General features: G+C 64.2%; 12 protein-coding genes. 2 read left to right on the forward strand and 10 right to left on the reverse strand.

Annotated elements, in window-relative coordinates:
- Positions 1–7 precede the first annotated feature (7 nt).
- The 6 genes from H292_RS0112550 to H292_RS0112575 form a co-directional block, all read right to left on the reverse strand.
- On the reverse strand, positions 8–1075 hold the full coding sequence (locus tag H292_RS0112550; RefSeq protein ID WP_020111638.1) for a sulfate/molybdate ABC transporter ATP-binding protein: 1068 nt from the start codon (positions 1073–1075) through the stop codon (positions 8–10).
- Positions 1075–1875: a sulfate ABC transporter permease subunit CysW gene (gene cysW, locus H292_RS0112555; protein ID WP_019667505.1), complete on the reverse strand. Its 801-nt coding sequence runs from the start codon at positions 1873–1875 to the stop codon at positions 1075–1077. Before cysW ends, H292_RS0112550 begins: the two co-directional genes overlap by 1 nt.
- The gene (gene cysT / locus H292_RS0112560) at positions 1872–2717 is read right to left on the reverse strand and encodes a sulfate ABC transporter permease subunit CysT (RefSeq protein WP_080733908.1); all 846 of its coding nucleotides are present in this window, start codon (positions 2715–2717) and stop codon (positions 1872–1874) included. The genes cysW and cysT overlap by 4 nt, the downstream gene beginning before the upstream one ends.
- A gap of 5 nt (positions 2718–2722) precedes the next feature.
- On the reverse strand, positions 2723–3745 hold the full coding sequence (locus tag H292_RS0112565; RefSeq protein ID WP_020111639.1) for a sulfate ABC transporter substrate-binding protein: 1023 nt from the start codon (positions 3743–3745) through the stop codon (positions 2723–2725).
- A 200-nt stretch (positions 3746–3945) separates the two neighbouring features.
- Positions 3946–4047, reverse strand: a complete 102-nt coding sequence (locus H292_RS28860) for an Ms4533A family Cys-rich leader peptide (RefSeq protein ID WP_329955138.1) — start codon at positions 4045–4047, stop codon at positions 3946–3948.
- Positions 4048–4181: 134 nt separating this feature from the next.
- Complete coding sequence (locus H292_RS0112575) at positions 4182–4400, reverse strand: hypothetical protein (protein ID WP_179275155.1); 219 nt, start codon at positions 4398–4400, stop codon at positions 4182–4184.
- Between the two features lie 84 nt (positions 4401–4484).
- On the opposite strand from H292_RS0112575, the gene H292_RS0112580 reads away from it, so the two are divergent.
- Positions 4485–6527 (forward strand): glycoside hydrolase family 15 protein, encoded by a 2043-nt coding sequence (locus H292_RS0112580; RefSeq protein WP_019667509.1) that lies wholly within the window; start codon positions 4485–4487, stop codon positions 6525–6527.
- A gap of 58 nt (positions 6528–6585) precedes the next feature.
- On the opposite strand, the gene H292_RS0112585 is transcribed toward H292_RS0112580, so the two are convergent.
- Both H292_RS0112585 and lepA read right to left on the reverse strand, forming a co-directional pair.
- Complete coding sequence (locus H292_RS0112585; RefSeq protein ID WP_020111641.1) at positions 6586–7590, reverse strand: nitronate monooxygenase; 1005 nt, start codon at positions 7588–7590, stop codon at positions 6586–6588.
- A gap of 22 nt (positions 7591–7612) precedes the next feature.
- A complete protein-coding gene (lepA, locus tag H292_RS0112590) occupies positions 7613–9511 on the reverse strand; it encodes a translation elongation factor 4 (protein ID WP_051127752.1) in 1899 nt (632 codons plus the stop codon).
- 266 nt (positions 9512–9777) lie between these two features.
- Here lepA and H292_RS0112595 point away from each other — a divergent pair, with 266 nt between their 5' ends.
- Positions 9778–10341, forward strand: a complete 564-nt coding sequence (locus H292_RS0112595; RefSeq protein WP_020111643.1) for a type II toxin-antitoxin system PemK/MazF family toxin — start codon at positions 9778–9780, stop codon at positions 10339–10341.
- A gap of 9 nt (positions 10342–10350) precedes the next feature.
- Here H292_RS0112595 and H292_RS0112600 read toward each other — a convergent pair whose 3' ends face one another.
- Both H292_RS0112600 and H292_RS0112605 read right to left on the reverse strand, forming a co-directional pair.
- On the reverse strand, positions 10351–11121 hold the full coding sequence (locus tag H292_RS0112600) for an aquaporin (protein ID WP_019664686.1): 771 nt from the start codon (positions 11119–11121) through the stop codon (positions 10351–10353).
- Positions 11122–11167: 46 nt separating this feature from the next.
- Positions 11168–11998 (reverse strand): transglutaminase family protein, encoded by an 831-nt coding sequence (locus tag H292_RS0112605; protein ID WP_019664687.1) that lies wholly within the window; start codon positions 11996–11998, stop codon positions 11168–11170.
- Positions 11999–12005: the final 7 nt, after the last annotated feature.

Raw genomic sequence — 12005 nt, forward strand, 5'->3', positions numbered from 1 at the left:
GTTGCTGCTAGCTGGAAGTGGCACTCTCCAGCGGATCCGTCTGCACGGCATCACCCGTCGGCGCGATCTCCGGGATCCTCGTCGCTCTGGCGTACACGGTTTCGCCGGGGTTCAGCTGCAGCGCTTCACTGTCGCCGCGGGTGATCTGCGCCGCGAACAATTCTCCGGTGGCCGCGTTCTGGAGTTCGACCTTCACCTCGAACCCGAGATGCACGACACGCTGGACGACGGCGCGCGTGACGCCTGCGGATTCGGCGGTCCCGTTCTCCTGAGCGAGAGCCAGCGACGGGTCTCGGCCGACCCGGATGTCGTGCGGGCGAACCAATTGACCGTTGAGCTTGGCAACCTGCCCGAGGAACGACATGACGAAATCGTTGCCCGGACGGTCGTAGAGATCCTCGGGCGAACCGACCTGTTCTATGCGCCCCTTGTTGAGAACGGCGATCCGGTCGGCGACGTCGAGCGCCTCTTCCTGATCGTGCGTCACCAGGACGGTGGTGACGTGCACTTCGTCGTGCAGCCGCCGCAGCCACGTGCGCAGGTCCTCACGGACCTTCGCGTCGAGTGCACCGAAGGGCTCGTCGAGAAGCAGGACCTGAGGGTCGACGGCAAGGGCCCGTGCCAATGCCATGCGCTGGCGTTGACCACCGGACAGCTGTGCAGGGAACCGAGTCTGGAAACCCGCCAGTCCGACGATCTCGAGCAAGTCGTCGACCTTGCGTTTGATCTCGTCCTTGGGACGCTTCCTGATCTTCAGACCGAACGCGACGTTGTCCCGGACGCTGAGGTGCTTGAACGCGGCGTAGTGCTGGAAGACGAACCCGATCTCGCGCTTCTGGGGGCTGATCCACGTCACGTCCTGCCCACCGAGTACGACCTGGCCGGAGTCCAACTGTTCCAGACCGGCAATCGATCTCAGGAGCGTCGACTTGCCGGAACCGCTCGGCCCGAGCAGCGCGGTCAACGAACCCTTGGGGATGTCGATGCTGACGTTGTCGAGGGCCGCGAAGTCGCCGTAGTGCTTGTTGGCACCGATGACGGAGATCTCGATGTCGTCCGATTTCTGTACGGTCATTACTTCGTCCTCTTCTTGTCGAGGGTCGTCATCAGCAACAGCACGATGACGGCGATTGCCATGAGGAGAGTCGATGCCGCATAGGCGCCCTGCTGGTTGAAGTCCTCGTACCTCGAATGAACCAACAGCGTCAGGGTCTGCGAGATGCCGGGAAGGTTGGTGGACACCATGATCACAGCACCGAACTCACCGAGCGAACGTGCGACGGTCAACACGATCCCGTAGGTAAGACCCCAACGAATGGCGGGCAGGGTGATGCGCCAGAACGTCTGCAACGACGACGCGCCCAACGTCGACGCGGCTTCTTCCTGCTCCTCGCCGATCTCGTACAGAACCGGCTCCACCTCGCGAACCACGAACGGCAGCGTCACGAAGATGGTCGCGATGACCATGCCTGGAAGCGCGAAGATGACCGTGAAACCCAGGGTTTCGAGTCCACCGAACCAACCGTTCGCACCCCACAACAGGATCAGTGCCACACCGATGACGACGGGTGACACCGCGAACGGAAGGTCGACAATCGCTTCGAGCACGCCTTTGCCGCGGAACCGACCGCGAACCAGAGCGAGCGCGGTGATGACACCGAAGACCACGTTCACCGGCACGACGATCGCCACGATCAGCAGCGACAGCTGCAAGGCGGATTGCGCTGCCGGAGTGGTGATCAACCCCCAGAACTCGAGGAAGCCGTTCTCGAACGTGCGGTACAGAATGGCACCGAGCGGGAACAGCACGAGGGCAGCGAGATACAGCAACGCAATCGACCGGAGCGACAGCTTGACCGGTAATCCGATCCTCATCGAATCTGCTCCTCACGACGTGCCAGGCGATTGCCGACGATGCGCAGGACGAACAGAACCACGAACGCGAAAGCAAGCAACACGACCGAGATCGCGGCGGCGTCGACGGTCTGGTCGTACTCGATCAACTCGCGAATGTACTGCGAGGCGATCTGCGTGTCGCCCGGAATGTTGCCACCGATCAGCACGACCGAGCCGAATTCACCGATGGCCCTAGCGAAGGCGAGTCCGGTTCCGGTCAGCACGGACGGGAGCAGAACCGGCAGAATGATCGACCTGAAGATCGTCCAGTTGTTCGCGCCCAACGACGCCGCAGCTTCCTCGACCTCTTGATCCAACTCGATCAACACGGGCTGCACGGCACGAACCACGAACGGCAGGGTGACGAACAGCAGTGCGACGACCACTGCGGGCTTGGTCGCGTTGAACACCAGGCCGATCGGGCTCGCCGGCCCGTACAGCGACAGCAGAACGAGACTCGCCACGATTGTCGGCAGCGCGAACGGGAGATCGATCAACGCGTTCACGAACCGCTTGCCGGGGAACTCGTCACGAACGAGGACCCACGCGATGAGAGTCCCGAGCACCATGTTCACCACCGCCGCAGCGACCGAGACGATCAGGGTCACCTCGAACGTCGCAATCGCGCGAGGTGCCGTGACCGCATCCCAGAAGCCGACGATGCCGTCGTCGAACGATTTCACGGTGAGCGCGGCGAGCGGCAGCAGCACGATGATGCTGAGCCACAACACCGCGACCCCGAGGCCGAGGGGTCCGACGGACCCCGGGCCACGAAACTTTCTGCCCCTACGTGGCGCGGGGTCGGTACGCGTCGTCGACATGGTGGTTATTTGGTGTTCTCTTTGTAGATCGTCGTGATTGCGCCGGTGTCACCGAAGAGTTCGGCGTCCACGACGTCCCAGCCGCCGAGATCGTCGATGGTACGCAGGTTCTGCGGGGTGAAGAACTTGTCCGAGAACTCGGCGGCGATCTCCGGGTTGGTCGGGCGGAAGCCGGACTCGGCCCAGATGCGCTGGCCCTCGTCGGTGTAGATGAAGTCGTTGAGGGCGTTGGCCTTCTCCAGCTGTGAGCTCGAGTTCACGACGGCGACCGGGTTGTCGATTCGGAAGGTGTCGGCCACATCGACGTGCTCGACGGGCTGGCCCTGCTCCTCGATCAGCAGCGCTTCGTTCTCGTAGCTCAGCAACACGTCACCCTGTCCCTGCAGGAACGCCTCCGTGGCGGCGCGGCCCGATTCCGGCTGCACCGGGAAGTGTCCGGACACGAGCTGCTGGACGTAGTCGAGACCTGCCTGCTTGTCCCGACCGCCGTTGCTCTTGGCTGCGTACGGCGCCAGAAGGTTCCACTTGGCCGAACCGGAGCTGAGCGGGCTCGGGCTGATCACCTGAACGTCCGGCTTCAGCAGATCGTCCCAGGTCTGAATGTTCTTGGGGTTGCCCTCGCGCACCACCAGGGTCACGACCGAGCCGAAAGGCACACCGCCGTAAGCGTTCTCGTTCCAGTTCTCGTCGACCTTGCCGGCCTTCACGAGGCGCGTGACATCCGGCTCGACGGAGAAGTTCACGATGTCCGCCGGAGCACCGTCGGCAACCTTGCGAGACTGGTTGCCCGACGCACCGTAATCGGCGTTGATGGCGGTGTCCGTGCCGCCCTCGGTGGCTTCGAACGCAGGCCCGATGGCATCCCACCCGTTCTTAGGCACCGCGTATCCGACGAGCGTCAGTGTCGAACCGCTGCTCGACCCGCCTTCGGCTCCGACGGTATCGCTCGATCCTCCGCCGCATGCGGCGAGAACAAGCGTTCCCACGGCAGCGAAAGTGGTGAGCAGGTATCGAGAGTTGAGCCTCATCGAGAAGTGCCTTTCATCGAATGTGAATCTGATTGGTCGTTGACGAGATCCGTAGAACAATCGAAGACCGCGCCCACCTGCGTCGCTCTTACCCAGCCGATGGCACGGTGAAGCGTCCGGGGCGCACGCACGAGGAATCCGAGACCTCGTAGCGCACATTTGTCAGGCGCAGGAAGGTAAGGTCCGGTCAGGCGGGCGAATCAGGACGCGGATCGACAACAGTCGATATCCGCGACTGCAAGCATGCCGACCGCGATCAACGCCAGTTCATGGCGGACCCGGTACTCGGCAGCGGCAGACACGGACAGAAATCTAGCAGAGGAACCCGGCGGACTCTAATTGCGCGGGTACGCGTGCGATCACCTGGTCAGAAACCATGCCAGAACGACGAGTACGAGCAGTGCGATCAGGGCCAGCGTGACCCTCGACTTCGGCATCAATGACCTTCCGCAACGGGCGACTCGGACGCATCCTTCTCGGCACGCGCGTCACGTCCGAGGGCATGGAGTACAGCAGCCAGAACTCGATCGAACACCCGAGCCGATCCCAGCGCAGCCGGAACTAAAACGAGCAGGACGACGAGCGACTGCGGCACGAACGGCAGCCCGGTGATCCACAGCTCGATCCCGTCCCACCACGTTGCCACTGCATGCACGAACCTCAGCCTAGAGGGCACGTGCGCCACGCCGAAAATCGCCACCGGTGGACGCCGGGCACCGGTGGCGTCGATGATTGAGCGATGACGGCCTTCGACGAACGTTCCACCGTGGTGCCCGTGCCCGACGATTCGATTCCCCGACCAGGCTCTCCCGACGGCGACGGCCTTGACCCGCAGGGAGTGTTGTCGAGTACCGAAGCGCCGGTGTCGACCATCACCACCGGCCGAAGCGCATTTCCTCCGATCGATGATTACGCGTTTCTCTCCGACTGCGAGACAACGTGCCTGATCGCCCGCAACGGCTCCGTCGAGTGGATGTGCGTTCCCCGTCCCGACTCCCCCAGCATTTTCGGTGCCGTTCTCGATCGGAGTGCCGGACACTTCCGCGTCGGCCCCTACGGCCAATCGGTTCCCGCCGCGCGCCGCTACCTGCCCGGTGGACTGATCGTCGAGACCACGTGGCAGACCGAGACGGGCTGGCTCGTCGTCCGTGATGCATTGGTGATGGGGCCCTGGCACAACACCGATCAACGCTCACGAACACACAAGCGGGCCCCGTCGGACTGGGATGCGGAACACATTCTGCTGCGCACCGTCAAGTGTGTCAGCGGCACCGTCGAACTCGAGATGAGTTGCGAGCCGGCGTTCGACTACCACCGCGCGCCCGCCCGCTGGGAGTACACGGGAAAGGTGTACGAGGAGGCGACGGCGACGTGCGAGGCCAGCTCGGTCGGTGACCAACCGACGTTGAAGCTCACCACCAACCTCCGGATCGGCATCGAGGGTCGCGAGGCGCGCGCACGCACCCGAATGACCGAGGGCGACAACATCTTCGTGGCACTGTCCTGGTCGGATCTGCCCGCACCGCAGACGTTCGAGGAAGCGGCGGACAAGATGTGGCGCACGTCCGAGTGCTGGCGCCAGTGGATCACCATCGGCCGCTTCCCCGATCACCCGTGGCGCGGCTACCTGCAGCGCAGCGCGCTCGCCCTGAAGGGGTTGACGTACGCACCCACCGGCGCCCTGCTGGCGGCGTCGACGACGTCGTTGCCGGAGACTCCTGGAGGAGAACGCAACTGGGACTATCGCTATGCGTGGGTACGCGATTCGACGTTCGCCCTGTGGGGGCTCTACACCCTCGGACTCGACCGTGAGGCGAACGACTTCTTCTCGTTCATGTCCGACGTGTCGATGACCGAGGACGGCAAAGCCAATCCGCTGCAGGTGATGTACGGCATCGGCGGCGAGAAGACGCTGGAGGAAAGCGAGCTGTCCCACCTGTCCGGGTACGACGGCGCAAAGCCGGTCCGAATCGGCAACGGTGCCTACAACCAGGAGCAGCACGACATCTGGGGCACCATGCTGGATTCGGTGTACCTGCACGTCAAGTCACGCGAACACGTTCCGGAGTCTCTGTGGCCGCTGCTCAAGCGTCAGGTCGAGGAGGCCATCGCCAACTGGCGGAAACCGGACCGCGGCATCTGGGAGGTGCGCGGCGAGCCGCAGCACTTCACCTCGTCGAAGGTGATGTGTTGGGTGGCGCTCGATCGGGGCGCGAAGCTCGCGTCCATTCACGGCGAGACCGACTACGCGGACCAGTGGAACGAGATCGCCGACGAGATCAAGGCCGACATTCTCGAACACGGCGTCGACGACCGCGGTGTGCTGACGCAGCGGTACGGACACGAGTCGCTCGATGCCTCCCTGCTGCTGGTTCCGCTGCTTCGCTTCCTCCCCGCGGACGATCATCGCGTGCGGGCAACGGTCCTGGCGATCGCCGACGAACTGACCGTCGACGGCTTGGTCCTGCGGTACATGGTGGACACCACCGACGACGGTCTGGAGGGCGAGGAGGGAACGTTCACCATCTGCTCGTTCTGGCTCGTGTCCGCGCTCGTCGAGATCGGTGAGCTCGCGCGCGCGAAGCACCTGTGCGAACGGTTGTTGGGGTACGCCAGCCCGCTCAAGCTCTACGCGGAGGAAATCGACGCGAGGTCGGGACGGCACCTGGGCAACTTCCCGCAGGCATTCACTCACCTGGCGCTGATCAACGCGGTCGTCCACGTGATCCGCGCGGAGGAAGCCCAGGCCGCCGGCCACTTCCAGCCGGCACACACCAACTGACGTGAGTGGAAATGTAGGCCCAGGCCTACATTTTCCACCCACAACGACAGTGGTCGACTCACTGCAACTGGGTCGCCCATTCCGCCATCAGGTCCGTCGCCGACGCCGCGCGTGCGCGTCGGTGACCGGTTCCGGCCCACATCGACAGCGCCGACGGGTCCCCGGCTGCACCGGACTTCGCGCGCATCGGAGCGGTCAGGTAGTGCAGGTCCGGGTACGCGAGCGGGGCGTCACCGGAGTGATCTCGCATGAACTCGTTGACGATTCCGCGCGCGGGGCGTCCCGAGAATGCCCGGGTCACGGCGGTCTCTTCGGTGGCGGTCAGCTGCTCTCGGTGGACCGGTCGCGTTCCCGCTTCGGCCGTGTTCAGAAACGCCGTGCCCAGCTGAGCAGCGTGCGCCGCTCCGGATTTCAACAGCGGTGCAACGTCGTTGCCGTCCATCAGGCCGCCCGCAGCGATACGAGGCAGAGCGGACGCCCGCCGCACCACCTCGAGCAGCTCCGCCAACGGTTCCTCCGGAGCCGAGCCGTCGAAGCTTCCGCGGTGTCCACCGGCCTCGGGACCTTGGACGATCAGCGCGTCGACGCCGTTGGCCTCGGCTTCCTCGGCTTCGCGTGCGGAGGTCACCGTGCACCACACTTCGGTGCCGACCTCGTGGAGAGCGGCAACTTCCGCCGCGCCGAAAGTCCCGAACGTACTCGACACGAGTGGAACCGGATTCTGCACCAGCCAGCGGAACTTCTCCGGGTAGAAATCGTCACGCCTGGTCAGTTCACCGCGTGGAGCGTCGTACTTCTCCAGCCACGGTGCGATTCGATCGGCGTACGCGTCGACATCAGCACCGGAGGGGTCGTCGGGAAGGAACAGGTTGACGCCGAACAGGACCTCTCGCAGCGAATCCACCTTCGCCGCGAAAGCATCCAGGTCGAGCAGTGCGCCGGCCAGCATGCCGAGGCCTCCGGCCCGCGAGACCGCGGCAGCCAGCTCAGGAGTGGACGGTCCGCCTGCCATCGGCGCACTGATGATCGGAATGGTCAGTTCGTTCAGGAGTCTCGTCGTCACACTCCGTGAAACTACTCCGTGACTATTTCTTGGGCTTGTCCGCCGACGACTCCGAGGACAGTGCAGCGACGAATGCTTCCTGCGGCACGTCCACGCGACCGATCGTCTTCATGCGCTTCTTGCCTTCCTTCTGCTTCTCGAGCAGTTTGCGCTTACGGCTGATGTCACCGCCGTAGCACTTGGCGAGAACGTCCTTACGGATCGCTCGAATGTTCTCACGGGCAATGATTCTGGATCCGATCGCAGCCTGGATGGGCACCTCGAACTGCTGACGAGGAATCAGTTCCTTGAGTTTGGTCGTCATCTTGTTGCCGTACGCGGCTGCGGCGTCCTTGTGCACGATCGCCGAGAACGCGTCGACGGCCTCGCCCTGCAGCAGGATGTCGACCTTGACGAGCGCCGCACTCTGCTCGCCGACCTCCTCGTAGTCGAGGCTGGCGTAGCCGCGGGTGCGCGACTTCAGGATGTCGAAGAAGTCGAAGATGATCTCGGCCATGGGGATGGTGTAGCGGAGCTCGACACGCGTTTCGGACAGGTAGTCCATGCCGCCGAGCTCGCCACGCCTCCCCTGGCACAGTTCCATGATGGATCCGATGAACTCGCTCGGGGAGATGATGGTGCACTTGACCATCGGCTCGAACACGTCGCGTGTCTTGCCTTCCGGCCAGTACGACGGGTTGGTCACGATGTGCTCGGCGCCGTCTTCCATCTCCACTCGGTACACCACGTTGGGTGAGGTGGAGATCAGGTCCAGGTTGAACTCCCGCTCGAGACGCTCGCGGGTGATCTCCATGTGCAGCAGACCGAGGAAGCCGCAACGGAAACCGAAGCCGAGCGCCACGGACGTCTCGGGCTCGTAGGTCAGTGCTGCGTCGTTCAGCTGCAGCTTTTCGAGTGCATCGCGCAGGTCCGGATAGTCGGACCCGTCGAGGGGATAGAGCCCGGAGTACACCATCGGCCGCGGCTCGCGGTATCCGGTCAGAGGTTCCGTCGCGCCCTTGCGTGCCGTGGTGACGGTGTCACCGACCTTCGACTGACGCACATCCTTGACGCCCGTGATGAGGTACCCCACCTCGCCGACGCCCAGGCCCTTGGTCGCCTTCGGATCCGGCGACACGATGCCGACCTCGAGAAGCTCGTGTGTCGACCCCGTCGACATCATCGTGACCTTCTCACGAGGATTCAACGCACCATCGACGACACGAACATAGGTCACGACGCCGCGGTACGTGTCGTAGACGGAGTCGAAGATCATCGCGCGGGCCGGGCCGTCGGCGTCACCGACGGGAGCAGGCACCTGCTTGACGACCTCGTTCAGCAACTCCTCGACACCGACACCCGTTTTGCCCGACACGCGCAGGACGTCGTCCGGCTCGCAGCCGATGATGTGAGCGATCTCCGCGGCATAGCGATCCGGATCGGCAGCAGGCAGGTCGATCTTGTTGAGCACAGGAATGATCGTCAGCTCTTTGTCGAGCGCCAGGTACAGGTTCGCGAGCGTCTGAGCCTCGATACCCTGCGCTGCGTCGACGAGCAGAACAGCACCCTCACACGCCTCGAGAGCACGAGACACCTCGTACGTGAAGTCGACGTGACCAGGTGTGTCGATCAGGTGGAGAACGAACTCTTCACCATCGACGACCCACGGCAGGCGCACGTTCTGCGCCTTGATCGTGATGCCACGTTCACGCTCGATGTCCATGCGGTCGAGGTACTGAGCACGCATCGACCGATCGTCGACGACGCCCGTGAGCTGCAGCATCCGGTCAGCCAGCGTCGACTTGCCGTGGTCGATGTGGGCAATGATGCAGAAGTTCCTGATCCGTGCGGGGTCAGTGAACGTCGTGTCGGCGAAGCTGGGCACTCGTATCCTTTGCTGGCGCTTGCAAGAGAGAACCCGACTATCGTCCCACAGGCCCATTCCACAGCCTCCACTCCCGCCTGCCCCACCAAGGTCGTTCCGCAGGCTCCACTCCCACCCCCCCCACCAAGGTCGTTCCGCAGGCCCCACCCCCACCCGCCCCACCAAGGTCGTTCCGCAGGCTCCACTCCCACCCGCCCCACCAAGGTCGTTCCGCAGGCTCCACTCCCACCCGCCCCACCAAGGTCGTTCCGCAGGCTCCACTCCCGCCCGCCCATGTCCTGGCTCGACGGGTTCCGCGGGCCGGGTCGCTAAACTCGACGCTCATGGCGGGCAACTGGAGCAAATTGGGCAAGCAACTCGGGAAAATTGCGCTACGGGAGGGCCCGAGACTGTTTCGCCAATTGCAGAATTCCGGCGCCCTGCAGAAGGGCAAGGACGCGATTGCCGGGAACTCGTCGCCGGCACCCGGCCCCACGCCGGGTCGCCCGGTGGCGTCGAAGACCGTTCCGACGGCCCATCGAGCGCGTCGGGTCGAGTACTCCCCCGATCTCGACGGCAAGGCCGATCCCGGTGAGATCGTGTGGACGTGGGTCACGTACGAGGAGGATGCGAGTCAGGGCAAGGACCGCCCGGTGCTCGTCGTCGGCCGTGACGGACAGACCCTTCTCGGGTTGATGCTGTCCAGCCAGGACAAGCGCGACGGTGACCCGGATTGGGTGTCGATCGGGTCGGGGTCGTGGGATGCGGAAGGTCGGCCGAGTTGGATCAAGCTCGACCGTGTTCTCGACGTGCCGGAGAGCGGTATCCGGCGTGAGGGCGCCATCCTGGCCAAGGGAAAGTTCGACGCCGTCGCCGCCCGTCTGCGTAAGGATTACAGCTGGTCCTGACCGGCACGGTCAGGAGTCGAGCCTGTCGTACCGTCCGAACACTCCGCGGTACATCAGCGCGCCGAGCGCGCCGCCGATCAGAGGGAACACGATGAACACCCAGAGCTGACCGAGTGCGCCCGGTTGCCAGGGTGCGACGGCCAGGCTGCGAGCCGGGTTCACCGATGTGTTGTCGATCGGGATCGACACGAGGTGGATCACGACGAGAGTGAACCCGATCGACACTCCGGCGAGCGGAACATCGGAGATCTGATCGGTCGACGCGAGAACGACGAACACCAGCAGCGCCGTCAGCAGCACTTCGACGAGGATGGCCGCGCCGATGCCGTATCCGTTCTCGAGGATGCCTCCGAGGGGTCCCTCGATCGCCGACGGGCTGTGCGGGCCCCACCCGTTGGCGCCGAGACCGTTCACCGCACGGTCGTAGGAGGGCAGGCTGTTCGCGACAGCGAACAGCACGGCACCCGCGATCAGGGCGCCCACGATCTGCGCGACGATGTAGAGCGCCGCGGCCTTCGCAGTCAGCTTGCCCAGCAACGCCTGTCCGACGGTCACCGCCGGGTTGACGTGGCATCCCGATATCGGCCCGATCGCGTAGACCAGGAAGAGCAGCGTCAGGCCGAAGGCCAACGCCACACCGAGATTACCGACCTTGTCGCCGGCGAACACCGCCGTCCCGACGGCGGTGAACACGAGGACGAACGTGCCTATCGCCTCGGCCACGCATTTCTTCGTGTCCGAGATGACTTCCGGTTCGACGTACTCCTGTGCGGTCGACATTGCCCACCCCTGCTCGATAGGACTTCCCACCCTGCCGAGCAGTACGTTACGCCAGCCTTGTGATCTCCACCACAACATCGAGGGCAGTGGATCCGCCCCCCGAGAAGATGCCCTTCAGTGGTGGCACGTCGGCGTAGTCACGACCGAGACCGACCGAGACGTGTTGCTCGTTGACGGCGATGGCATTGGTGGGGTCGTATCCCCACCAGGCACCGGTCCACGCTTCGATCCAGGCGTGAGACTGCCCTTCCACCGACGCACCGATGACGGCGTCCTTCTTGGGGTGCAGGTAGCCGGAGACGTAGCGGCTGGGAATCCCGAGGCTACGCAACAGGAGCAGCGTCAGGTGCGCGTAATCCTGGCAGACGCCTTTCTTCTCCGACCAGGCCTCGACCGCCGAGGTGTGTACGCCCGTGGTTCCCGGAACGTAGGACATCTCCTGGTTCACCCAGTTCGCGATCTCCACGACCGACTCCTGAGGCGGCAGCCCCTTGGAGAGCTTTTTCGCGATCGCCGCGAGCTGCCGATTCTTGGGAACGTAGACGGTGTTGTCGAGCACTTCGTTGAAGCGGTCGATCACGGGCTCGCTCGCGAGTTCCTCCCACGACGCGTTCTCCTCCGGCGCCAGGAACGGATCGGTTTCGACGACGGACGACCCCGTCACTTCCAGTTCCGTGTGCGGTGCGTGCAGATCGAAGGCGGTCACCGCCGTACCCCAGTAGTCGGTGTACCGGTAACTTCTGGTCACCGGATTGGTCTCGACCCGATTCAGAATGACGTTCTGGCGGTTGTCACTTCGCGGTGTCAGGCGCGCCTCGTTGTAGGACGACGTCACCGGAGCGTCGTATTGATAGCCCGTGGTGTGGACAACGCGCATACGCCAG

Source organism: Rhodococcus sp. 114MFTsu3.1 (assembly GCF_000383555.1).
In the GTDB taxonomy this organism is placed as follows: Bacteria; Actinomycetota; Actinomycetes; order Mycobacteriales; family Mycobacteriaceae; genus Rhodococcoides; species Rhodococcoides fascians_E.

What these genes read in the sequence shown, in the direction of transcription:
- lepA (WP_051127752.1), bottom strand. Translation starts at nt 9,511, where the DNA reads ATGGGCCTGTGGGACGATAGTCGGGTTCTCTCTTGCAAGCGCCAGCAA.
- H292_RS0112595 (WP_020111643.1), top strand. Translation starts at nt 9,778, where the DNA reads ATGGCGGGCAACTGGAGCAAATTGGGCAAGCAACTCGGGAAAATTGCG.
- H292_RS0112605 (WP_019664687.1), bottom strand. Translation starts at nt 11,998, where the DNA reads ATGCGCGTTGTCCACACCACGGGCTATCAATACGACGCTCCGGTGACG.
- H292_RS0112550 (WP_020111638.1), bottom strand. Translation starts at nt 1,075, where the DNA reads ATGACCGTACAGAAATCGGACGACATCGAGATCTCCGTCATCGGTGCC.
- H292_RS0112580 (WP_019667509.1), top strand. Translation starts at nt 4,485, where the DNA reads ATGACGGCCTTCGACGAACGTTCCACCGTGGTGCCCGTGCCCGACGAT.
- H292_RS0112565 (WP_020111639.1), bottom strand. Translation starts at nt 3,745, where the DNA reads ATGAGGCTCAACTCTCGATACCTGCTCACCACTTTCGCTGCCGTGGGA.
- cysT (WP_080733908.1), bottom strand. Translation starts at nt 2,717, where the DNA reads ATGTCGACGACGCGTACCGACCCCGCGCCACGTAGGGGCAGAAAGTTT.
- cysW (WP_019667505.1), bottom strand. Translation starts at nt 1,875, where the DNA reads ATGAGGATCGGATTACCGGTCAAGCTGTCGCTCCGGTCGATTGCGTTG.
- H292_RS0112600 (WP_019664686.1), bottom strand. Translation starts at nt 11,121, where the DNA reads ATGTCGACCGCACAGGAGTACGTCGAACCGGAAGTCATCTCGGACACG.